Source organism: Sphingopyxis sp. YF1 (assembly GCF_022701295.1).
Classification (GTDB): domain Bacteria; phylum Pseudomonadota; class Alphaproteobacteria; order Sphingomonadales; family Sphingomonadaceae; genus Sphingopyxis.
Genome location: NZ_CP033204.1, coordinates 2,320,516 through 2,342,911, shown reverse-complemented (window position 1 = coordinate 2,342,911; position 22,396 = coordinate 2,320,516). Strand labels below are relative to the sequence as shown.

The window sequence follows — 22,396 nt, the reverse complement described above, 5'->3', positions numbered from 1 at the left end:
TTTTGCGGGGGAAACGCGATGATCGGCTATGTCACCATGGGGACCAACGACATCGAGCGGGCGCGGGCTTTCTACGCCGCGCTGCTCGCGACGATCGGCGCGAGCGAACTGATGCGCATGTCCGACAGCGAGGCGAACGGCTTCACCCTCTACGGCACCGGCTGGGGCCAGCCGGGGATCGCGGTGACGCGGCCCCATGACGGCCAGCCCGCCGATCGCGGCAACGGCCATATGGCGGCGCTCGTCGTCGACGAACGCGCCAAGGTCGACGCGCTCCACGCGCGGGCGCTCGAACTGGGCGGGACGTGCGAGGGCGCGCCGGGCGTGCGCGGCGAGGAAGGCGCGCAAGCCTTCTACGCCGCCTATTTCCGCGACCCCGACGGCAACAAGCTGTGCGCCTTCCGGATCGGGCCGGCGGCCTGAGCGCGACCGGCTGGCTCGATCGGCGCCGGACGCCGCTCCTTGCCGGGCTCGCGGCGGGGCTGGTCGCGGTCGCCGCGGCGCTGGTCGCAGGGCACGGTGCCCCGCAGGAGGCGCTGCTTGCGGCGCGCTGGACCGCGCGCGCCGCGGCGCCGCTGTTCCTCGTCGCCTATCTTGCCTCGACGCTTCGCACGCTGTGGCCGGGGCCTGTCACCACGGCGCTCCGCCGCCGCCGGCGCCAGTGGGGGCTGGGTTTCGCGCTCGCGCACAGCATCCATCTCGCCGCGCTGCTCGTGAACATCCTCGCCTTCCGGCCGCGGCCGGTCGCGACGCTGGTCGGCGGCGGCCTTGCCTATGCGCTGATCTATCTGATGGCGCTGACCTCGAACGACGCGTCGCAGCGCCTGCTCGGGCGCGGGTGGATCTGGCTTCACCGCATCGGCATCCACCATGTCTGGCTGGTCTTCACGATCAGCTACACGGGCCGGGCGTTCCACGCCGATCCCGGCTACCATGCCGAGGGGCGAATTTTGGCGCCGCTCTTCCTTGCCGCGCTGGCGCTCAGACTCTATGCGCAGTGGCGGCCGCGCCGCTAGGCGCAACAGACGGGTATCGATGATCGTGGGAAGCGGACTTGCCGGGCGGAAAAACGGGTGGGGCCATTTCGCCGCCCGGCGAAGTCTCTGTGTATGAAGCCGTCCAATCCTGCGACAGGTGCCAGGGACCAGCTCGCACCCGTCGATCGATCGACTTCAATTCGTCGAGCCGGGCAAGGCCCGGACCAGACAGCAACGTCCTGGAAGGCGTCGCCACGCTGTTGGGATGCCCGATATGGGACAAGATGGTGAGTTACATCGGGTCACGTAGCGGGTTGTCGCATTCGGGTAAGCAATTATTAACCTCGTTTCGCCTTTTTGCGTGCGCTCTTGGGGTTCGCGCAATTATATGTTAGGAAGGCTGGCTTTGTTGTTACCGTTACATAGAAGTAACAACGCTGGTCGCGCCCGGTTATTGGCGTATCTACCGCACCGCAGCCCGTTCGAGGGCATTGAAGGGTAGTGATGGACCGCACGAAGGCGAGCGTGGGACAGGACGGCGGCGACACCGAACAGGTGATCGCGAGCGAGTTGGTGCACCTTCTCGAATCGCCGATGTTCGTGCGTTCGCCGGTGCTGTCGCGGCTCCTGCAATATCTGGTCGACCATCGGCTGCAGGGCAATCGCGCGGCGCCCAAGGCCTATGCGATCGCGACCGAAGCGCTGGGCCGCAGCGCCGATTTCGATCCCGCGGTCGACAGCTATCCGCGCGTGATGGTCGGTCGGCTGCGCAGCCTGCTCGACCGCTATTATTCCGAAAAGCCGTGGCTCCACCGTCTGCGCGTGCCGCAGGGCAGCTACGAGGTCGTCGTCCAGTATCGCGCGGCGCCGCCGGGCGCGCGCGGCGGCGATGCGGGCGAGGCGCCGCCGGGCGAGGAGGCGGGCGCTGCCGCGGCCGCCGGCGCGCCGCCGTCCGCGGGCGGCGCCGCGTCCGGAGCGTCGTCGTTGCTTCCCCCCATGCCGCGCCCGCGCGCGCGCTGGCTCTGGCTCGGCTTCGTCGTCGCGCTCCTTCTCGCGGCGCTCGCGGGCTGGCTGGCCGCACGGTCGAGCGGTTCGCTGCTGGGAAGCGATTTCGTGCCGATGCCGACGATCGAGGTCAGCAAGCCGGTGGCGGGTGAAACGGGACCGTCGCGCGCGATGGCGCGCGCGCTCGACAGCAAGCTGCGCGACGGGCTGCGGCGATTCGAGCTGATCCAGCTGCTGGCGGCGCGCGATCCCAAGGCGGCGGGCGCGCAACTGCGTGCCGACTATCGGCTCGACGCGTCGCTCGTCCGCACGCTCCAGGGGCCGGTCGACGTCACGCTGGTGCTCAACCGCGTCGCCGACGAGCGCGCCATCTGGTCGCAGCAGATCCGGCTGACCGATCAGGATATTCCCGAATTCACCGGGATCGAGCCCGCGATCGCGCAGGTGGCGGGCGATTATGGCGTCGTCGTGCGCGACCAGTTGCAGCGCCAGCCCGACAATTATGCGTCGGGTTTCCCCTGTCTGGCGCAGTTCAACCGGACGCTCCAGATGCGCAATCCCGAACGGGTCCGCCGCGTCGACCGCTGCCTGCGCGCGACGCTCGTCGACCTGCCGCAGGACCCGGTGCCGCTCGCGGCGCTGTCGCTGCTGCGCTTCGGCGACTGGCAACCGCAGCGCACGACCGACGAAGGAAAGAAGGCGTTCGCCGAGGCGCAGCTTTTCGCGAAGCGCGCCTATGATGCGGGGCCGACCAGCGCCGCGGGGCTGTTCGCGATGGCGCGCGCGCATTTCTATCGCGGCGAATGCGGACGCGGGGCGGTGATGGGCGAGGCGGCGGTGACGCTCAATCGCTACGACGCCGATCTCACGGGCTTCCTCGGCCTGTTCAAGGCCGCGTGCGGCGACCGCGAAGACGGCGCGGCCTTGCTCGCGCGCTCGGTCGCGCTCGACGCGTCGCATCCCGGCGTCCCCGCGGTCACGCTGGCCTTTCTCCGTTCGCAGCAGGGCGATCAGGCCGCGGCGCTGGCATTGCTCGACAGCCTGCCGTCGCCGAGCAATCTCGAGCCGCAATATCTGATGGTGCGCTCGATCGTTCTCGCGCGAATGGGCGAAGTTGAACAGGGGCGGCGGGTGTGGCGTCGCCTCCTCGACTATACCCACCAGCCCGCGAGCGCGTCGCCCGAACGCGTCCTCGGGCGGTTCATGATTTCGCCCGCGGTGATCGCCACCGCCTCGGACGCGCTGCGCCAGTCGGGCGTGGTCGGTGCCGGGGCCGCCGCGGGGCCGAAGCCGGGGAGGGGCGGCTGACGCGGCCGGCCGCGTGCCCCATGTCCACGGGGCCGGCCCGCGCGGCTCCCGCCTTTCGCCGGTCTTGCGGTATCGGAGTTGTTCGACCTTGATCGCGGCGGCGGCATTCCCTATTTCGGCGCCAGGTGCCGGTGGGGCAGAAAGGGGGACGGTCGGTCGATAGCGCCGCAGGCGAGGCATTGGCCGATCCGCATGCGCCGGGCACCCCGACGCCAGCCCTCTTGCCAGCCCGGCTGGCGCACATTAGGGCAAATTCACATTCACGGCTTAGTCAGAAAAGGAATAGCGCATGAGCGATTCGGCCGAAAAAGTTAAGAAGATCGTCGTCGAGCATCTGGGCGTCGAAGCCGACAAGGTCACCGAAGAAGCGAGCTTCATCGACGATCTGGGCGCGGACAGCCTCGACATCGTCGAGCTGGTGATGGCGTTCGAGGAAGAATTCGGCGTCGAAATTCCTGACGACGCGGCGGAAAAGATCGCCACCGTCAAGGACGCGATCGACTATATCGAAGCGAACAAGGGCTGATTCAGCCTGTCCGGCCTGGCCGGATGCGGCGGCGACGCTGCCCACGCATTTCCGGCTTCCCGGTCTCGAGCGCTCGCGCGCAGTGACCGGGAAGCTTTTTTTATGCGCTGAGCTTCTCTAGAAGCGCCGACGATGATGATGCGGGCCGCCGCGCGGACGGGGCCGACGAAAGGAATGATTATGCGCCGGGTTGTGGTGACGGGTTTGGGTTTGGTGACGCCGCTGGGCGGAGACGTCGAAACCAGCTGGAAAAATCTGATCGCCGGGAAATCGGGCGCGGGGCCGATCACGCATTTCGATGCATCGGACCAGAAATGCACGATCGCGTGCGAGGTCAAGGGCCCCGACCATGAATATGGGTTCGATCCGGGCAAGCGCGTCGACCACAAGGTCCAGCGCCAGGTCGATCCCTTCATCATTTTCGGCATCGACGCCGCGGGGCAGGCGCTCGAGGATGCGGGCCTGACCGACCTCACCGAGGAACAGAAGGTGCGCGCCGGCTGCTCGATCGGCTCGGGCATCGGCGGCCTGCCGGGCATCGAGAGCGAGAGCCTGCTGCTCGCCGAAAAAGGGCCGGGCCGCGTCAGCCCGCACTTCGTACACGGCCGCCTGATCAACCTGATCTCGGGTCAGGTCAGCATCAAATACGGCCTCAAGGGCCCGAATCATGCCGTCGTCACCGCCTGCTCGACCGGTGCGCATTCGATCGGCGATGCGGCGCGGATGATCCGCGACGACGACGCCGACATCATGCTCGCGGGCGGCGCCGAGGCGACGATCTGCCCGATCGGCATCGCGGGATTCGCGCAGGCGCGTGCGCTCAACATGAGCTACAACGACCGCCCCGAACAGGCGAGCCGTCCCTATGACAAGGACCGCGACGGCTTCGTGATGGGCGAGGGCGCGGGCGTCGTCGTGCTCGAGGAATATGAGCATGCCAAGGCGCGCGGCGCGAAAATCTACGCCGAAGTCGTCGGCTATGGCCTGTCGGGCGACGCCTATCATGTCACCGCGCCCGATCCTGAAATGGACGGCGCTTTCCGCTCGATGAGCGCGGCGCTGAAGAAGGCGGGCATGACCCCCTCCGACATCGACTATATCAACGCCCACGGTACCTCGACGATGGCCGACACGATCGAACTCGGCGCGGTCAAGCGCCTGTTCGGCGATGCGATGGCCAATGTCTCGATGAGCTCGACCAAGTCGGCGATCGGCCACCTGCTCGGCGGCGCGGGCGCGGTCGAGACGATCTTCTGCATCCTTGCGATCCGCGACCAGATCGTCCCGCCGACGCTCAACCTCGACAATCCCGACGAGGGCACCGAAGGCGCCGACCTGGTTCCCAAGGTGGCGAAGAAGCGCAAGGTCAAGGCCGCGCTCAACAACAGCTTCGGCTTCGGCGGCACCAACGCCAGCCTGATCGTCAAAGCGGTCGATTAGTAGCTAATCCTCCCTGTCGCGAAGCGATGGGGAGGGGGACCGTTCGCGAAGCGAATGGTGGAGGGGCCAGCGACGTCGCGCCGTCGCCCCTCCGTCAGCGGCTGCGCCGCTGCCACCTCCCCGTCGCTGCGCGACAGGGAGGATTAAAACCTCTTTCCTACATTATTACGCCGTGCTTTACCTCTCGGCACGACCCGCCGGCCACCGGCGCTAAGGCGGCAAAGGAGACAGTTTCGGCGTGCGCGTCCGAGTCCTTTGTCTCCTTAAGGCCCGGAATCAGGAGAATATCGTGCATCGGTTCCGCTGGCTGACGATTATGATCGCCGCCCTGCTCCTCGCCGCCTGCTCGGGCGGCGCGCCGAAGGATGCGGAGGTCGTGATCCCGCCGGGCGCAAGCATCGCGAAGGCGGGACAGATCCTTGAGGAAGCGGGTCTCGTTTCGGCATCAGAGTTTCGCAATCAGGCGCGCTTCTTCGGGGGCGACGATCCGATCAAGCCGGGCGAGTATAAGATCGAGAAGGGGATGGACGCGGGCGACATGCTGGCGCTGTTCCAGTCGGGCAAGACGATCCAGCGGCTCGTGATGATCCCCGAAGGCATGCCGTCGATCATGGTCCGCGACCGGCTGATGGCCGAACCGCGGCTGAAGGGTGACATTCCGGTGCCCGCCGAGGGCAGCATCTTGCCCGATAGCTATGCCTTCACCACCGGCGAAAGCCGCGCTGCTGTCGTCAAGCGCATGCAGGCGGCGATGGACAAGGCGTTTGACGAACTCTGGGCGAAACGCACTCCGCGCGCGGCGGTCAAGGACCGGAACGAGGCGATGACGCTCGCCTCGATCGTCGAAAAGGAAACCGCGGTGGCATCCGAACGCCGCACCGTCGCGGGGGTCTATACCAACCGCCTCGGCGTCGGGATGCGGCTCCAGGCCGACCCGACGATCATCTATCCGATCACCCGCGGCAAGCCGCTCGGCCGGCGCATCCTGCGCTCCGAAATCCAGGCGGTGAACGACTACAATACCTATGCCATGGCGGGGCTGCCCAAGGGGCCGATCGCCAACCCCGGCAAGGCGTCGATCGCCGCGGTGCTCGATCCCGAGGCGAACGACTATCTCTTCTTCGTCGCGAAAGGCGACGGCAGCCATATCTTCGCGCGCACGCTCGGCGAGCATAATGCCAATGTGCAAAAATGGTACGCGCTCCGCCGCGAGCGCGGGGAGATGGAGTAGGGGCTGATTGCCGCCCGTACGGGGCGGCGGAGGAGGGATCCGGGATGCGCCACCTGTTGGGACTGTCCGCCGCGGCGTTCGCGCTTGCCGCCTGCATGAACGGCGGCGGCGCGGCCGAGACGGGAGCGATCGACGTCCGCATCGAAACCGGCCCCCGCCTTGGCGCACCACGCGCGACGCACCAGCTCGTCGCGGCAGGCGAGGGGCGGCTGCTCGCGATCGGCGGCTGCGTCCGGACGGGGTGCGAGGCCGGGCCCGCCAGCGGCACGGTCGACATCATCGACGCGCGACGTATGGTGCTTGCCGGTAGCGGGGAATTGCTGGCCGCGCGCATCCAGCCGTCCGCGGCGGTGCTGCCCGGCGGACGGGTGCTCGTGCTCGGCGGCTGGGTCGGCGGGCGCGTCAGCGCGACGACCGAAATCTTCGACCCCGCGACCGGGCATTCGGTCGCGGGTCCGGCGATGGCAGGGCCGCGCAACGCGCCGACGGTGGTGGTGCTGGCCGATGGCCGCATCCTGATCGCGGGGGGCTATGACGGCAGCGATGTGCGCGCCGATGCCGAGATTTTCGACCCCGCCTCGGGGACGATGACCGCGACGGCGCCGCTGGGTACCGCGCGCAGCGGCGCGACGGGAACGCTGCTCGCCGACGGACGCGTGCTCGTTGTGGGCGGCGGACGGCCCGACCGCGCGCCGCGACGCGCGCTGGCGAGCGCCGAGCTCTTCGATCCCGCGACGGGGCGCTTCGACCCCGCCGGGACACTGGCGCAGGCTCGCTACAAGCATGGCGCGCTGCGTCTCGCGAGCGGCGACGTGCTCGTCGTCGGGGGCTCCGACGCGCGCGACTATGACGGCAAATTGCGCTCGGTCGAGCGTTTCGACGTCGCCGCGGGGCGTTTTGTGCCCGCGGGGCGCCTCGCCGATGCGCGCTTCAAGATCGCCGACGGGCTGCTGTTGCTGCCCGGCGAGCGCGTGCTGGTGGCGGCGGGCGATACCGCCCCCGAAATCTTCGACGTCGCCGGCGGCACCGGCCGGCGGCTCGCCTATGACCTTGGCGGGCAATGGAATTACATGACGCTCGTCCGCGCCGATGCCGGCACCGCGCTGCTCGCGGGCGGGTATCGCGAAGGGCGGATCGAACCGACCGACCAGAGCTGGATCATCCACCTGCCCGGGGGAGGCGAATCGTGACGACCGCAAAATTATTCCTCCACGGCGTCCCCGACAGTCCGGCGATCTGGCATCCGCTGCTTGCCGAGCTGAAGCTCGGCGGCACGCCCGTCGCCGTTCCCGCGCTCCCCGGCTTCACCGGCCCGCTCCCCGCGGGGTTTCCGGCGACGAAGGAGGCCTATGCCGACTGGGCGGTGGGTGAGGCCGCGGCGCTGTTCGCGGCGCACGGCCCGATCGATATCGTCGGGCACGACTGGGGCGCGCTGATCGCGCAGCGGGTGGCGATGCTGCGACCCGACCTCATCCGCAGCTGGGCGGCGTCGAACGCGGTGATCGACCCCGACTATCGCGGGCACCGCGTCGCGCGCATCTGGAACACCCCGATATTGGGCGAGATTTTCATGGCGCTGAGCACGCCGGCCAAGCTCGCCCAGGGACTCGCCGCACAGGGCATGCCGGCCGACATAGCCGCCGAAGAGGCGGCGCAATGGACGCACAAGGACAAGCGTCGCGCGATCCTGAAACTCTACCGGTCGGCGAAGGGGCTGAGCTTTGCGCACGACTGGGCACTCGATATCCCGAAACTGCCCGCGAAGGGCGCGCTGATCTGGGGCGCGGACGATCCTTATGTCGACCTGTCGGTCGCGCAGCGTTTCGCCGCGAACCGCGGCGTGCCGCTGACCGTCATCGAAGGCGCGGGGCATTGGGCGATTGCCGAGCGGCCGGTCGAGGTCGCCGCGGCGCTTCGGACCTTTTGGGAGGAGCGCTAAGCGCCGGATAATATTATGTCATCGTTTTATACGATTATTGTGACCGACTTTATCGATTGGCGCGCGCCGGGCGGTTCGGCGAAGGGCACGGCCATCGCGACGGGGCGTCCCATGGACGTCGGCCATCCCCCAAGCGCTAGCCGCGCCCATCTCCGTCCGTGAACAGCGATCCGGTCATCCCCCCTCCCGACCGGGCCGCTGGAGCCGCGCCCATCATCGTGACCGCGACGATGGGTGCGGCCGACCAGCGGCACTTCGACGCGCTGCGCGCGCGGTATTTTCCGCCCGACCGCAATGTTCTCGCCGCGCATATCACCCTCTTCCACCAGCTGCCGCCGTCGGCACTCGGCGAACTCGAGCGATTGATTCGCGCCATCGCGGCGGACACCTCGCCGCCCGCGGCGTCGCTGCGCGGGATATATTCTCTCGGGCGGGGCGTGGCCTTTCGCATCGAGAGTCCTGCCCTGCTCGCGATCCGCACGCGCATGGCGGAGCGGTTCGCCGGCCTGCTCACCGCGCAGGATCGGGGGACGCCGCAACTCCACATCACCATCCAGAACAAGGTGGATGCGGGCAGGGCGCGGGCACTGTTCGCCGAACTGGACCGCAACTTTCGCCCAGGCCCGCTGGAAATCGTGGGACTCGCGGCGCATCACTACCGCGGAGGCCCGTGGGAAACGGCATTCGCGCGCAATTTTCGCGGAGCGCGCAGAGGATATTGACCGCGACCGGCGGCGTGCCTATAGGCGCACCTCGCCCAAGCGGCGGCCTTTCGGGGCGGAGTAGCTCAGCAGGTTAGAGCAGCGGAATCATAATCCGCGTGTCGGGGGTTCGAGTCCCTCCTCCGCTACCACGAAATTCGCGGATTTCTGCGGCAGCAAGTGCTACCAACCCCCCTTCAAATTTGCAGACTGCCTGGCGACCGACGAATGTCCGAAATGGGGTGGGAAGCGGACATTAGGTTTCCTGCGCCGCCAGCCCCTCGGCTTCGATCAGCAATTCGCGCAAAACGATAACCGATTCCTCTGTGAGAGGGCCGGTCACGGCCGCCGCCCTGCGCCTGATATCGTCGAGCTGCGAATTAGCGATTGGCACCGACGTGAAATCATCCCAATCCCAGTCTGCGCCGGTTCCTTCAATATGGTCCCGCAAGGACTTTGCGACGTCTGTGGCTGAAAGCTTCGCCTTCAAATTTAAGAACCAAGATAGCAACCCAGCGAACACGGCAACTGGAAACGCAAGGACAATCAGTAAGGCTTTTGAGGTTGTCGAAGTCGTCGTCTGCATCGCGGGAGCTTCCCAGATTCCACCAATGTCCACAATCGGTCGTTTTCTGCCATCACGCCGCGAACTAGGTCGAACGGCGAAAACGGGGTGGTTAGCTGCCAACCAGCCCAGCTTTATGAAGCGCGCTTCGGGAACGAAAACGGATTCGAGCGCATCTGTCGCGTTGCTCGGCTGGCGCATCATTAGGACAGTCACACCGCTCCGAAAGCCATTCAAGATCAGCGGGATCAAGCCATAGCGCAATCCGTCCAGCTACAATTTCGCGCTCCGAATCTGTTGGCTTCACTGGCTGCGACATAGGCAGATTGTAGCTAATGGTGCCACACAAGCAATGTCCGCAATCGGTCGCTGCTGCCCCCGGCGATCTTGGCTAATCAGGGTAGAACCTTGAGCGGTCTGCAATCTCGCCGGTGCCTCTGATTTCGTCGAGATCAAACGAAAAGACTTTTTCGATTTCTTCAAAAAAGATGCCGTAGGCGACGACATCTTCTGACTCTGGGCTAGAGCCGCTTGGTTCTTCCGAGTACGATTTTCCGAGTATGTAGCCGAACATCCCAATTAGATCGGGATTTTGGCGGCAAACCAAGATTTCGACCTTCTCATAGAACTGTAGCGCCATCGCTCACTCCCCCTCTGGCAATTTGCCATTGGAAGCGAATGTCCGCAATCGGTCGATTCCCGACCTTACGCCACCCCGAGATCGGTCGCGCGGAAATCCCCGGCCCGATGATCCGCCGATTTGACATGGCGCAATGTTCTTGCTGCGGCGGCGCGGCAAAGCCGCCGGGTTGACGGCGCAGGGCGGGCGGGCGAGAGGAGAGCGCCGGGTCGCGCCGGGCAAATGGCTGGACCCATAGGGCCGGCTCCCCTAAGGACGACGCGAAACCGATGCACGCCTATGCCAACCCCACCCGTTTCCTCGCGATTGCGAAGCCGCTGACGCCGTGGTTGCTCGGCGTCGGTGCGCTGCTCGTGCTGGCGGGGGCTTTTGCCGGGCTGACGATGGTGCCGGGCGATTACAAGCAGGGTGAGACCGCCCGTATCCTGTACGTCCATGTGCCGTCGGCGTGGCTCGGCATGGGCGGCTGGACGTCGCTCGCCGTCGCGGGGCTGGTCCAGCTTGTGTGGCGCCACCCGCTGGCGGGGATCGCCGCGCGCGCGATCGCGGTGCCGGGCATGCTGTTCACCGCGCTCTGCCTTGTCACGGGATCGATCTGGGGCAAGCCGACGTGGGGCACCTGGTGGGAATGGGACGGCCGGATGACGTCGATGCTGGTGCTGCTGTTCCTCTATGCCGGTTTCGTCGCGCTGACGAGCGGCGACGAGGGGCAGAGGCAGGGCGGCACGCTGTCGCGCGGCGCGGCGATCTATGCGCTGGTCGGCGCGATCAACATTCCGATCATCAACCGCAGCGTCGTGTGGTGGAACAGCCTGCACCAGGGGCCGAGCATCACGCTGGGCGGGTCGAGCATCGACGGGGCGCTGCTGTGGCCGCTGGGATTGACCGTATTCGGCTTTTCGCTGCTGTTCGGTGCGATCGTGCTGATGCGGATGCGGCGGATCATTGCCGACAACCGGGTTGCAGCGCGGCTGCGGCGGCTCGCCGACGACGAGGGGATCTGACCGATGGCGGGAGTGATCAGCGGGGGCGGGCAGTGGGCCTATGTCCTTGCCGCCTATGGATTGACCGTGCTGCTCACCGGCGCGGTGCTGTGGGCGAGCTGGCGTGCGATGACGAAAGCCGAGGGGCGCAGCGACGCGCTGCGTAAGGACCGGAAATGAAAGCGAAACATCAAAGACTGATCCTCGCGCTCGTCGCGGTTGCGGGAATCGCGGGGGCCGGCGTGCTCGGCGCGAGCGCGCTCCGCGACGAAGCCGCCTATTTCCGCACCCCGGTCGAGGTCAAGGACGGCAAGACGAGCGTCGGCGAGCCGATGCGGCTGGGCGGCATGGTCGCCGCGGGCAGCATCGTGCGCCAGCCCGACGGGCTGACGATCCGCTTCGTCGCGACCGACGGCAAGGCGTCGGTGCCGGTCGAATATACGGGCATCGTCCCCGACCTGTTCGCCGAGGAAAGCGGCATGGTCGCCGACGGACGGATGCGCTCCGACGGCACCTTCGTCGCCGACCGCATCCTCGCCAAGCATGACGAACGTTATATGCCGCCGCAGATGGGCGACATGCCCGAAGGCGTAGCGAAGATGGCGCCGAAGGCATGATCGCCGAACTCGGGCTCGCCCTCTTGTGGATCGCGGCGGCGCTGGCATGCCTGTCGCTGGTTGCGGGCATCCTGTTCGTGCGCGGCGGCAACCGCGACCTCGCGGCGCTGGTGCGCCCCGCGAGCGTCGCGCAGGGCGTGCTGACCGCAGCGGCCTTCGGCCTGCTGATCGCGCTGTTCGTGCGGTCGGACATGTCGGTCGAACTGGTTGCGCGCAACAGCAACAGCCTGAAGCCGATGATTTTCAAGATCGCGGGCACGTGGGGCAATCACGAAGGGTCGATGCTGCTCTGGCTGACGATCCTGACGCTGTCTGGGGCATTGATCGCGATCTTCGAGAAGCGGCTGCGCGAGGACACGCTGATCGCGACGCTGGCGGCGCAGGCGGCGCTGGGGCTCGGCTTCTTCGCCTTCCTGCTCTTTTCGTCGAACCCCTTCAAGCGGCTCCCCGTCGCGCCGCCCGACGGGCAGGGGCTCAACCCGCTGCTCCAGGACATCGGGCTCGCCTTCCATCCGCCGACGCTCTACGTCGGCTATGTCGGGCTGTCGGTGGCATTCAGCTTTGCCGTCGGCGCGCTGATCACGCGCGAGATCGGTCCCGCCTTCGCCCGCGCGATGCGGCCGTGGGTGCTCGGCAGCTGGATTTTCCTGACGATCGGGATCACCGCGGGCAGCTATTGGGCCTATTACGAGCTCGGCTGGGGCGGCTGGTGGTTCTGGGATCCGGTCGAGAATGTTTCGCTGGTGCCTTGGCTCGCGGGTGCGGCGCTGCTCCATTCGGTCGCGGTGACGGCGACCCGCAACGCGCTGCGGGCGTGGACGGTGATGCTCGCGGTGATCGGTTTCTCGATGTCGATGGTCGGGACCTTCATCGTCCGGTCGGGGCTGCTGACCAGCGTGCACAGCTTTGCGGTCGACCCCGAGCGCGGTACCTTCCTGCTCGTGCTGATGGCGATCTACATCGGCGGCGCGCTGACCTTGTTCGCGCTGCGCGCGGGCACCGTCGCCGAAGGCAAGAAGTTCGCGCTGATGAGCCGCGAAGGCTCGCTGGTGATCAACAATCTGCTGCTGACGACGATCCTCGCACTCGTGCTGCTCGGGACGCTCTATCCGATCGTCGCCGAGGCGATGGGCGAGAAGATTTCGGTCGGGCCGCCCTACTACAACAAGGTCGCGGGGCCGCTGGCGCTGATCCTCTGCCTCGTGATGGTCGCGGGGCCCTTGCTGAGCTGGCGCAAGGATGACGGCAAGAAGCTGTGGTCGCGCCTGCCGCTCGCGGTGTTCGCGGGCGCGCTGATCCTGTTCGGGCTGGTCCTGTTCGGCGGCAAGGTGGGCATATTGCCGTTGCTGGGGATGGCCGTGGCGGGCGTTGTCGCGGTTGCAAGCCTCGCGCCTTTGTGGGGCCGCAACCTGCGCCGCACGCCGCTCCCGACCTGGGGCATGGTGATCGCGCATTTCGGCGTCGCGGTCTGTCTGGCCGGGATGGGCGCCGAAAGCGCCTTCATCAAGGAGCGGCTGGTCGCGGCGAAGCCCGGGGACGTCGTCAAGGTCGCCGATTTCGAGGTGCGTTTCGCTGGCGTGAAACCCGTCGCCGGGCCGAACTATACCGCGATCGAGGGCACGCTGGTCGCGACGACGCCCGGCGGCGGCACGCATGTGCTGAAGCCCGAATCGCGCATGTTCCCAGGCCTGATGGGGACGGCGCCGACCGAAACCAACGAGGCGGCGCTGCTGACGCGGCCGGGCGGCCAGCTCTACGCCGTTCTCGGTCAGCCGGTGGTCGGGGCCGACGGCGCCGACCGGTATCAGCTGCGCTTGTGGTGGAAGCCGCTGGTTTGGTGGATATGGCTCGGCGGCGCGCTGATCGCGCTCGGCGCCACGCTCTCGCTGCTCGGGCGCGCGCAATTGTTGACGATCTGGCGCGTGCGGCGCGCCCGCAGGAATGAGGAGCGCTTTGCGCCATGAAGAATCGTTGGGTCCTGTTCGTTCCGTTGGCGATCATGGGGCTGCTCTTCGGCGCCTTCATCTATCGGCTGACGACACCGGCCGACACGCTGATCCAGTCGCAATGGATCGATAAGCCGATGCCGCTGTTCGACCTGCCGCCCGCGACCGCGGGAGTCGAGGGACTGAAGAGCAGTCAGCTTGCCGACGGCCGGCCGCGGCTGGTCAACGTCTTTGCCAGCTGGTGTATTCCGTGCCGGGCCGAAGCGCCGCAACTCGAGGCCCTGAAAAAGGCAGGGGTGCCGATCGACGGTATCGCGATCCGCGACCGGCCCGAAGATGTTGCCGCCTTTCTCAACGAATTCGGTAATCCGTTCGACCGCATCGGGGCGGACACGCAGAGCAGCGTCCAGATCGCGCTGGGTTCGTCAGGGGTGCCCGAGACCTTCCTGATCGATGGCAAGGGGATCATCCGCGAACAGATCCAGGGCGTGATTCTGGCCGAACAGGTGCCCGAGATCATCGCCAAGCTGGAGGCGATGAAGTGAGACTGGCGGGCGCCCTGCTGGCGCTGTTCGCACTGGTCGCGCCACCGCTTGCGGCGCAGGACCGGCTGCCGCCCGCGCCCTATGCCTATCAGCAGCTGAACGACCCGGCGAAGGAAGCCCGCGCGAAGGCGCTGATGGACACGCTGCGCTGCCTGGTCTGCCAGGGGCAGTCGATCGCCGACAGCGATGCGCCGCTGGCGGGCGACATGCGCCACGAAGTGCGCAGCAAGATCGCCGCCGGCGAAAACCCCGATGAAATCCGCAAATGGCTTGTCGCGCGCTATGGCAATTGGGTGACCTACGATCCGCCGTTCGATGCGGCGACGGCGCTGTTGTGGCTTGGTCCTCTGCTGTTCCTCGGCATCGGTGGCTGGCTCGCGTTCGGACGTTTCCGGCGCGGCGACGGCGAAGGGGAGGATGCGGCATGACCTGGCTCTGGGTAGTACTGGCCGCGATCGTCACCCTCGCCGGTCTCTTCTGGGTTGGCAGGATGCCCGCCGGGGCGCGGCCGCTCGCGGCAGCGGCGGTGATGCTCGGGCTCGCCGGCTATGCGTTGCAAGGCAGCCCTTCGCTGCCGGGCAAGCCCGTGGCGGCGCCCGCCGAGCCCGAAGGTTTCGGCGAGGCGATCACCGACCAGCGGCGGGGCATGGCAGACCGGTTCGGGCCCGCGGCGCAATGGCTGGGCATGTCCGACGGCTTTGCGCGCACGGGCAAGACCGCGCTGGCGGCGCAGACGCTCGAAAAGGGGCTCGCGAAATATCCCGACAATGTCGACCTGTGGGTCGGGCTGGGCAATGCGCTCGTCGCGCATGGCGGCGGGGCGATGTCGCCTGCGGCGGCGCTGGCGTTCGACGAGGCGGCGAAGCGCGATCCGTCGCATCCCGCACCGCCGTTTTTCGCAGGGCTGGCGATGGCGCAGGGCGGCGACCTGAAGGGGGCCGAAGCGGTATGGAGCCAGTTGCTCGAACGCAGCCCGCCCGACGCGCCCTGGCGCGCCGACCTCGAAATGCGGCTCGCGCAACTGCGCCGGGCGCTCGGGCCGCAGCTGCCGCCCGAGACGGCGACGGAGCGCTGAAATCTCTGCTATTCGTCCGATGCCGGCTCGGCTAAAGGCGCGCGATGACTGCTGAGTCGCAACATGCGGCTGGCGGCGCCGATGGTGTCGCCGCGGGCGCCGCCGACACCGGCCATCACGGCCACGGGCACCAGGGGGATGGCAGGCTGAAGCTTGCCGTCGGCGCGATTGGCGTCGTGTTCGGCGACATCGGCACCAGCCCGCTGTATGCGTTCCGCGAAACCTTTGCCGGGCATCATCCGATCGAGCCCGACAGGCTGCACATCTATGGCGTGCTGAGCCTTGTCTTCTGGTCGATGATGCTCGTCGTGACCTTCAAATATGTCATGACGATCATGAAGGCCGACAACAAGGGCGAGGGCGGCAGCCTGGCGCTGCTCGCGCTGATCAGCCGTTCTTCCGAAGGCAAGCGCTGGACCTGGCCAATCGTGCTGCTCGGCGTGTTCGCGACTGCGCTCTTCTATGGCGACAGCATGATCACCCCGGCGATGTCGGTGTTGTCGGCGACCGAGGGGCTCGAATATGTAAACCCAGGGTTCGAACCCTATATCGTGCCGATCGCGCTGGCGATCCTGATCGGGCTGTTCGCGATCCAGGCGCGCGGAACGGCGAAGGTCGGTGCGCTTTTCGGGCCGATCATGCTCGCCTATTTCCTGATGCTGGCGGTCCTCGGCATCATCCATATCGCCGACAATCCGTGGATCATCGTCGAGACGCTGAACCCGCTCAACGCGCTGCGCTTCTTCTATCTCGACGGTTTCACGGCCTTCATCGCTTTGGGTGCGGTCGTACTCGCGGTGACGGGCGCCGAGGCGCTCTATGCCGACATGGGGCATTTCGGACGCGGTCCGATCGGGCTGTCGTGGCTCTGTTTCGTCCTGCCCGCGCTGATGCTCAACTATATGGGGCAGGGCGCGATGGTGCTTGCGGCCGAGGTTGGACCGCGCGCCGATCTCATTTCTGACCCCTTTTTCCAGATGATGCCCGATGCGTGGCAGGTCCCGGTCGTGCTGCTCGCGCTCGCGGCGACGATCATTGCCAGCCAGGCCGTGATCTCGGGCGCCTTTTCGCTGACTCAGCAGGCGATCCAGCTCGGCTTCATGCCGCGCCTGCGCGTCGAGCACACGAGCGCGTCGGCGCAGGGGCAGATCTATATCCCGATGGTCAATTGGGGCCTGATGGTGATGGTCATCATCCTCGTGCTCTTCTTCGGATCGTCGAGCAACCTTGCTGCGGCCTATGGCATCGCGGTGACGGGGGCGATGTTCATCGACACCTGCCTGCTCAGCGTCGTGCTCTTCACGCTGTGGAAATGGCCGGCGTGGAAGGCGCTCCCGCTGCTCGCGGTCTTCTTCATCGTCGATATCGCCTATTTCGGCGCCAATCTGATCAAGGTGCCCGACGGCGGCTGGGTGCCGCTGGCGATCGGCCTGACCATCTTCACCCTGCTCACGACCTGGTCGCGCGGGCGCAAGCTGATGCAGCAGGAAATGGCCGAAGGCGCGATGCCGATCCCGGTGTTCGTCAAGTCGGCGGCGAACAGCGCGACGCGGGTGCCCGGCACCGCGGTGTTCATGACGTCGAGCGCCGATGGCGTCCCGCACGCGCTGCTCCACAATCTGAAGCACAACAAGGTGCTGCACGAGCGGATCATCCTGTTGACGATCAAGATCGCCGACGTGCCCTTCGTTGACGAGAAAAAGCTCTACACGCTCGACGGTCTGGGGCAGGGCTTCCACCGGCTGATTCTGAACTATGGTTTCATGCAGCCGGTCGACGTTCCCGCGGCGCTGCACCGCGTCACCGGCTGTGGCGGCGATTTCAAGATGCTCGAGACGAGCTTCTTCCTTTCGCGCCAGACGCTGATCGCCGCGGCCAAGCCTGGGATGCCGATTTGGCGCGAGAAATTGTTCGCGTGGATGCTGCGCAATTCGGAAAGCGCGATGGAATATTTCCGCCTGCCGACGAACCGCGTGGTCGAACTGGGCAGCCAGGTCGCGATCTGATGCCACTCCGTTTCGGAGGCATCGGTCGCGTGGCGACTTGAAGCGCCGCGGCGATCTTGCGAAGCAGCGGGAAGCCGAAATGAGCAGCGGAGCCTGACGAGATGAACGGCGGCAATCGCGACAGCCCGATGCCTGAGGACCGTCCGTTTGCGCTGCTTGTCGCCTCTGCACGGCCGGTCGATGTAGAAACCGCGCTGCGTCACATGGGGTTACAACCCGAAGCGCTTGCCGGGGATCCGGGGGCGTTCCGTCTGCGCCTTGGCTCGTTGCAGGTCCTGATGGCGCACGCGGGGCCCGACTGGACGACACTGGCCGATCCGCAAGCCCGCAGCACCAGCGTGCTTGGCGCTGCACTGGACCCGCAGTGGCGCGACGCATGTTGGGGCATCTGTCCCGAGGGCGAAAACGACGCGGGAGGGCAGGCGCTCTATCGACTGGCGCAGATGATGGTGCTGCTGATCGATCTGCTCGGTGCGGTGCATCTCTTCTGGGCACCTGCACGGCTGTGGAGCGAGGCGGGAGCGTTCCGGCGCGCGGTTGCCGAGATGGAGGCGAGCGGGATGCCGCCCGTGCTGCACCTCGTCGCCTTTCGTCGCCTGGACGTGGCGGGCAGGGCAGCCGTGGCGACGCGAGGGCTGGCCGCCTTTGCCGGGCAGGAGGTTGAAGCAGCGATCCCGCCGGGGTGGGACATGGCGGCGATGGTCCGGCGGCTCGCACGGGTCGCGCTCGACATCATGCTCCATGGGCCGATCCGTCAGGCCCAGCAGGCGCCGGGGCTCGAAGCCGGCGAATGGGTGGCGATGACGCCGCGCCCCGGAAGCGAAGGCGCGCCCGGTGCGGTGCGGGTCGCGTTCCGCCGCGACGGTTGACGTGCCACAGCGCTCCTGCTCCGGCCGGTCAGGGCAGCGCTGGCGCGGAACGGTCGGTGCGGCGACGGGGTATCAGCGGCACCACCTGATCCCGGTTGCCCTCCTTGCCCGGCCGCAGATGGTCGCGATGTTTGATCAACTGGGCGCAGAGGGTTTCGCGCTGCACCGTTTCGAACTCAACGGACTCGCGCTTCCGGGTGACGAGCGGCTGGCGCTGCAGTCGGGCCATGCGCTCCATCGCGGGCCGCACCGGGCGTATAGCGATGTGGTGACGGCGCGCGTCGAGCGGATCCGGGTCGATTTTTCGGGTGCTGCCGGCGGCGATTGCCGCGCCGCTCGCCGGACCGCTGTCATGCGCCTGCGTCTGCTGCAGGACACGCTGCGGCGATCGCTCACCGACCGGCATGGCCTGCGTTTCTGGCTCAACCGGCGCGACCCGATGCGACTGTTCCTCGACCGGCCCTATCTCGACAATGCGATCGAGCGGTTGTTCGGCGGAGACGAGCGCGCGGGCGCCACCTACAGCCGGACCTTCGCCTGAAGTTCGGCATAGGCGTCGCGATATTGCGCTTCGAGTTCGGCGACGAAGTCGGCGACCGGGAGCACCGAGCGGACCGGGCTGATTCCCTGGCCCGAGCCCCAGATGTCCTTCCACGCCTTGGCCTTGGTGTTGCCCCCCGAGCCGAAGTTCATCGTCTTCAAGTCTCCCTCGGGCAGATTGTCGGGGTCCATGCCCGCCGCGGCGATCGAACCGCGCAGATAATTGCCGTGCACCCCGGTGAAGAGGTTCGAATAGACGATGTCGGCGGCGCGGCCCTCGACGATGCCGTTCTTGTAACCCGGATCGGCGTTCGCTTCCGCCGTCGCGATGAAGGCGCTTCCCATATAGGCGAGGTCGGCGCCGCACGCCTGCGCGGCGAGGATCGAGCGGCCGTGGCCGATCGCGCCCGACAAGGCGACCGGGCCGTCGAACCATTCGCGGATTTCCTGCACCAGCGCGAAGGGCGACTGGACGCCGGCGTGGCCGCCCGCACCCGCGGCGACGGGGATCAGGCCGTCGGCGCCCTTTTCGACCGCCTTGCGAGCGAAACGGTCGTCGATGACGTCGTGGAGGGTGATGCCGCCCCAGCCGTGCACCGCCTGGTTGAGTTCCTCGCGGGCGCCGAGCGAGGTGATCGTGATCGGCACCTTCCACTTCTCGCAGGTTGCGATGTCGGCTTCGAGCCGGTCGTTCGACTTGTGGACGATCTGGTTGACCGCGAAGGGCGCCGACAGGCGGTCGGGATTGTCGCGATCCCACGCCGCAAGTTCTTCGGTGATCTGGTGCAGCCATTCGTCGAGCAGCGATTGCGGCCGGGCGTTGAGCGCCGGGAAGCTGCCGACGACGCCCGCCTTGCACTGGGCGATGACGAGTTCGGGCCCCGAGACGATGAACAGGGGCGAGCCGATGACGGGCAGGCGCAGGCGGTCGAAGATCGGGGGAAGGGCCATGGAATCAGTCTCTCTGGTTGCGATATGCAACTAACCTTAACGTAAACGGAAAGCGAGGCAAGGGGGGTGTCGCTGCGCGCTTTTGGGAGGGGGCATGCCGGTGCAAGCGGCACTGCGATGCGCGTTCCGGGACGGGACGAAGGACCTACGCCGTGGGTGGCCCCTTGATCTCGACGACATTGCCCTCGGGATCGCGGATGTAGATCGAGGGGCCTTCGCCTTCGGCGCCGTAGCGCGGGCCCGCCTGTTCGACCGCGATGCCGTGCGCGGCGAGGTGGGCGCGGATCGCGGCGTCGTCGAAGGCGTCGATGGCGAGCGCGAAATGGTCGAGGTTGCGGCCTTCGGCGCCGGGCGGCGCCCCGCCGGCGGCGCCGAGCGGACCGTCGACGGCGACGAGGTCGATCAGCGATGCGCCGGCGCGCAGCTGGAACAGGCCGATTTCGGCCTGGTCGCGTTCGTCGGTGCAGCCGAGCACGTCGCGGTAGAAGGCCTGCATCGCGCCGAGGTCGACGACGCGCAGCACGACATGGTCGATACCGCGCAGCGCGAAGGGGGGACGGGTCATGATGCGGCTCCTTGCTCGCTCAGTTTTGCTCGCTCAGTTCAGCGGTTCGCCCGGTTCGCGGCACTTGAGGTCGATCACCCGCGCCTCGAGCGCGCTCGGCGCGCCGCCGAGGCGCTTGCGCTCGTCGGCGGCGCAGTGTTCGGAACGGGTGCCGGTCCGGCGGCCACGCTCGAGCGCCTCGGCGACCGCGAGCACGTCGCCGAGTTCCTGCCGGCTGAGCTGGCGGACATGCTTGCGGCCGGTCATCAGCGCCTCGTAATTGGCCTGCGCCGCGGCGACGCGCGCCGGATCGAAGTTGAGAGCGGGCGGCTGGGCCAGTGCGAGCGTGGCGGCGAGTGCGGCGGTCAGCATGGCTTTTCCTTTCCTAGCGCGACCCGATCCCGGGCCCCTGTGCGTCCTTCCAGTCGACGCGGTAGAGGTCGAAGCGCCGGTCGCGCAGATTCTGCACCGCGCCGCTCTGGCGGCTGGTGAGCAGGTCGGCGAGGCTCAGATCGGCGATCGCGATCGTCTCGGTGTTCGGCGCGGTGTCGGCGGCGACGCCGTCGCGGGCAAAGGCGAAGTCCGACGGGGTCAGGATCGCGCTTTCGGCATAGTGGATGTCCATATTCTCGACATTGGGCAGGTTGCCGACGACCCCCGAGGTGACGACATAGCATTGATTTTCGACCGCGCGGGCGTGGCAGCAATAGCGGACGCGGAGATAGCCGCGGCGCTCGTCGGTGCAGAAGGGGACGAAGAGCATCATCGCGCCCTGGTTGACGAGGTGGCGGGCGAGTTCGGGAAACTCGCTGTCGTAGCAGATCATCACCCCGATCGGCCCGCAATCGGTGTTGATCGCGTCGGCGCCATAGCCGCCCTTGATGTTCCACCAGCGGCGTTCGGACGGGGTCGGGTGGAGCTTCTCCTGCGTGTGCACCGACCCGTCGCGGAGGAAGACATAGGCGATGTTGCGGATGTCGCCGCCCTCGACCCGCGTCGGGTGCGAGCCGCCGACGATGTTGATATTGTAGCTGACCGCGAGCTTTTCCATGAAGGCGACGTAGCGGTCGGTGTAATCGGCGATCTTCTGGATCGCCTGTTCGGGGGGCAGCTTGTTCTTTTCGATCGACAGCAGTTCGAGCGTGTAGAGTTCGGGGAAGGTCACGAAATCGCTGCCGTAATCGGCGGCGACGTCGACGAAATATTCGACCTGCTCCTCGAACTGTTCGATGCGGTCGATGCCGCGCATCTGGAACTGCACCGTCGCGACGCGGACCGAGGCGGGGAGGCGGTCGGGGGCGGTGCCGCGCGCCCGCGCCCCGGCGTCGCGCGCCGGCGGGGCGAGCGGATTGTCCCACAGCATCAGCACCGCATGCCCGCCGCTTTCATGGTCGGTGGGCAGATAGTCGTGGAGCACGCCGCGCGCCTGGAACCCCTGGTTGATCTGGAAATTGATCACCGGATCGCGCAGTTGCTTGTCGAGCACCGCGGCCAGATAGGCCTCGGGATCGGGATATTTGCGGCGGCGGCGCGCATAGCCCGGCATGCGCCCGCCAAAGGCGATGCCCTTGAGCTCGAGCGCCTGGCACAGCTCCTGCCGCTTGCGGTAGAAGCGCTGGCCGATGCGCAGCCGCCGGTAATCGGGGTCGACGCACACCTCCATGCCGTAGAGGATGTCGCCGTCGGCGTCGTGCGCGGTGCCGAAGCCGCCGCCGCTGATCGCGGTCCAGCGATGGTCGGCGAGCGCGACCGCTTCGGACACGATGAGCGTGGCGCAGAAACCGACGATCACCCCTTCATATTCGGCGAGGAACTGGCCCTCGGGGAAATTGTTGATCTGGCCGCGGATCTGCGCCGCCGAATAGGCCTCGGCGCGGCCGTAGACCTTGGCGGTGAGGCGCGCGATCGCGGCGGCGTCGCGCGTTTCCGAATGGCGGATGACGAGCTTGGGGGCAGTGGAGTCCATCGCCCCGGCATAATCGCCGCGC

General features: G+C 67.2%; 25 protein-coding genes and 1 tRNA gene. 20 read left to right on the top strand and 6 right to left on the bottom strand.

All coding sequences use genetic code 11. The annotated features are described in order from the left end of the window. The first annotated feature begins 18 nt into the window (after positions 1 to 18). The 10 genes from EAO27_RS11400 (at position 19) to EAO27_RS11355 (ending at position 9,279) form a co-directional block, all read left to right on the top strand. Positions 19 to 423 carry a VOC family protein gene (locus tag EAO27_RS11400; protein ID WP_242769613.1) on the top strand — a complete coding sequence of 135 codons (405 nt, stop codon included), beginning with the start codon at positions 19 to 21 and terminating at the stop codon, positions 421 to 423. After that, positions 393 to 1,016 (top strand): hypothetical protein, encoded by a 624-nt coding sequence (locus tag EAO27_RS11395; protein ID WP_242769611.1) that lies wholly within the window; start codon positions 393 to 395, stop codon positions 1,014 to 1,016. Before EAO27_RS11400 ends, EAO27_RS11395 begins: the two co-directional genes overlap by 31 nt. A 465-nt stretch (positions 1,017 to 1,481) precedes the next feature. Next, the gene (locus EAO27_RS11390) at positions 1,482 to 3,290 is read left to right on the top strand and encodes a tetratricopeptide repeat protein (protein ID WP_242769607.1); all 1,809 of its coding nucleotides are present in this window, start codon (positions 1,482 to 1,484) and stop codon (positions 3,288 to 3,290) included. A gap of 289 nt (positions 3,291 to 3,579) precedes the next feature. Continuing rightward, positions 3,580 to 3,816: an acyl carrier protein gene (locus EAO27_RS11385; RefSeq protein WP_003039428.1), complete on the top strand. Its 237-nt coding sequence runs from the start codon at positions 3,580 to 3,582 to the stop codon at positions 3,814 to 3,816. Between the two features lie 180 nt (positions 3,817 to 3,996). Further along, positions 3,997 to 5,256 carry a beta-ketoacyl-ACP synthase II gene (fabF, locus tag EAO27_RS11380; protein WP_242769605.1) on the top strand — a complete coding sequence of 420 codons (1,260 nt, stop codon included), beginning with the start codon at positions 3,997 to 3,999 and terminating at the stop codon, positions 5,254 to 5,256. Between the two features lie 316 nt (positions 5,257 to 5,572). Continuing rightward, complete coding sequence (mltG, locus tag EAO27_RS11375; protein WP_242780576.1) at positions 5,573 to 6,487, top strand: endolytic transglycosylase MltG; 915 nt, start codon at positions 5,573 to 5,575, stop codon at positions 6,485 to 6,487. A 44-nt stretch (positions 6,488 to 6,531) separates the two neighbouring features. Further along, a complete protein-coding gene (locus EAO27_RS11370; RefSeq protein ID WP_242769603.1) occupies positions 6,532 to 7,677 on the top strand; it encodes a hypothetical protein in 1,146 nt (381 codons plus the stop codon). Next, positions 7,674 to 8,426: an alpha/beta hydrolase gene (locus EAO27_RS11365; RefSeq protein WP_242769601.1), complete on the top strand. Its 753-nt coding sequence runs from the start codon at positions 7,674 to 7,676 to the stop codon at positions 8,424 to 8,426. Before EAO27_RS11370 ends, EAO27_RS11365 begins: the two co-directional genes overlap by 4 nt. 230 nt (positions 8,427 to 8,656) lie before the next feature. Beyond that, entirely contained in the window at positions 8,657 to 9,148 is a 492-nt protein-coding gene (locus EAO27_RS11360; protein WP_242780574.1) for a 2'-5' RNA ligase family protein, read from the top strand. Between the two features lie 54 nt (positions 9,149 to 9,202). After that, positions 9,203 to 9,279: transfer RNA gene (locus tag EAO27_RS11355), tRNA-Met, on the top strand. A 104-nt stretch (positions 9,280 to 9,383) separates the two neighbouring features. On the opposite strand, the gene EAO27_RS11350 is transcribed toward EAO27_RS11355, so the two are convergent. Beyond that, positions 9,384 to 9,944, bottom strand: coding sequence for a hypothetical protein (locus tag EAO27_RS11350; RefSeq protein ID WP_242769599.1), 561 nt, complete (start codon positions 9,942 to 9,944; stop codon positions 9,384 to 9,386). A gap of 139 nt (positions 9,945 to 10,083) precedes the next feature. Beyond that, positions 10,084 to 10,332, bottom strand: coding sequence for a hypothetical protein (locus EAO27_RS11345; protein ID WP_242769597.1), 249 nt, complete (start codon positions 10,330 to 10,332; stop codon positions 10,084 to 10,086). A 269-nt stretch (positions 10,333 to 10,601) separates the two neighbouring features. Between EAO27_RS11345 and ccmC the strand changes: the two genes are divergently transcribed. From ccmC to EAO27_RS11295, 10 genes are all read left to right on the top strand, one after another. Next, a complete protein-coding gene (ccmC, locus tag EAO27_RS11340; RefSeq protein WP_242769595.1) occupies positions 10,602 to 11,336 on the top strand; it encodes a heme ABC transporter permease CcmC in 735 nt (244 codons plus the stop codon). Between the two features lie 3 nt (positions 11,337 to 11,339). Beyond that, on the top strand, positions 11,340 to 11,495 hold the full coding sequence (locus EAO27_RS11335) for a hypothetical protein (RefSeq protein WP_242769592.1): 156 nt from the start codon (positions 11,340 to 11,342) through the stop codon (positions 11,493 to 11,495). After that, entirely contained in the window at positions 11,492 to 11,932 is a 441-nt protein-coding gene (ccmE, locus tag EAO27_RS11330) for a cytochrome c maturation protein CcmE (protein WP_242769589.1), read from the top strand. The genes EAO27_RS11335 and ccmE overlap by 4 nt, the downstream gene beginning before the upstream one ends. Continuing rightward, positions 11,929 to 13,896: a heme lyase CcmF/NrfE family subunit gene (locus EAO27_RS11325; protein ID WP_242769585.1), complete on the top strand. Its 1,968-nt coding sequence runs from the start codon at positions 11,929 to 11,931 to the stop codon at positions 13,894 to 13,896. Before ccmE ends, EAO27_RS11325 begins: the two co-directional genes overlap by 4 nt. Further along, positions 13,893 to 14,423: a DsbE family thiol:disulfide interchange protein gene (locus EAO27_RS11320; RefSeq protein ID WP_242769582.1), complete on the top strand. Its 531-nt coding sequence runs from the start codon at positions 13,893 to 13,895 to the stop codon at positions 14,421 to 14,423. The genes EAO27_RS11325 and EAO27_RS11320 overlap by 4 nt, the downstream gene beginning before the upstream one ends. Continuing rightward, positions 14,420 to 14,851, top strand: a complete 432-nt coding sequence (locus tag EAO27_RS11315; protein ID WP_242769579.1) for a cytochrome c-type biogenesis protein — start codon at positions 14,420 to 14,422, stop codon at positions 14,849 to 14,851. The genes EAO27_RS11320 and EAO27_RS11315 overlap by 4 nt, the downstream gene beginning before the upstream one ends. Beyond that, positions 14,848 to 15,498, top strand: coding sequence for a cytochrome c biogenesis factor (locus EAO27_RS11310; protein ID WP_242769576.1), 651 nt, complete (start codon positions 14,848 to 14,850; stop codon positions 15,496 to 15,498). The genes EAO27_RS11315 and EAO27_RS11310 overlap by 4 nt, the downstream gene beginning before the upstream one ends. Before the next feature lie 44 nt (positions 15,499 to 15,542). Next, positions 15,543 to 17,504, top strand: a complete 1,962-nt coding sequence (locus EAO27_RS11305; protein WP_242769573.1) for a potassium transporter Kup — start codon at positions 15,543 to 15,545, stop codon at positions 17,502 to 17,504. 101 nt (positions 17,505 to 17,605) lie between these two features. After that, entirely contained in the window at positions 17,606 to 18,373 is a 768-nt protein-coding gene (locus EAO27_RS11300; RefSeq protein WP_242769570.1) for a hypothetical protein, read from the top strand. Then, complete coding sequence (locus tag EAO27_RS11295) at positions 18,339 to 18,914, top strand: AHH domain-containing protein (protein ID WP_347567064.1); 576 nt, start codon at positions 18,339 to 18,341, stop codon at positions 18,912 to 18,914. Before EAO27_RS11300 ends, EAO27_RS11295 begins: the two co-directional genes overlap by 35 nt. Here EAO27_RS11295 and EAO27_RS11290 read toward each other — a convergent pair. The 4 genes from EAO27_RS11290 to EAO27_RS11275 form a co-directional block, all read right to left on the bottom strand. Beyond that, positions 18,893 to 19,864 carry a nitronate monooxygenase family protein gene (locus EAO27_RS11290; RefSeq protein WP_242769564.1) on the bottom strand — a complete coding sequence of 324 codons (972 nt, stop codon included), beginning with the start codon at positions 19,862 to 19,864 and terminating at the stop codon, positions 18,893 to 18,895. The two genes, EAO27_RS11295 and EAO27_RS11290, sit on opposite strands and share 22 nt — an antisense overlap. A gap of 145 nt (positions 19,865 to 20,009) precedes the next feature. Then, the gene (locus EAO27_RS11285) at positions 20,010 to 20,429 is read right to left on the bottom strand and encodes a VOC family protein (protein WP_242769561.1); all 420 of its coding nucleotides are present in this window, start codon (positions 20,427 to 20,429) and stop codon (positions 20,010 to 20,012) included. 33 nt (positions 20,430 to 20,462) lie between these two features. Further along, positions 20,463 to 20,780: a hypothetical protein gene (locus tag EAO27_RS11280; protein WP_242769558.1), complete on the bottom strand. Its 318-nt coding sequence runs from the start codon at positions 20,778 to 20,780 to the stop codon at positions 20,463 to 20,465. 13 nt (positions 20,781 to 20,793) lie between these two features. Further along, entirely contained in the window at positions 20,794 to 22,374 is a 1,581-nt protein-coding gene (locus EAO27_RS11275; protein WP_242769556.1) for a bifunctional GNAT family N-acetyltransferase/carbon-nitrogen hydrolase family protein, read from the bottom strand. Positions 22,375 to 22,396: the final 22 nt, after the last annotated feature.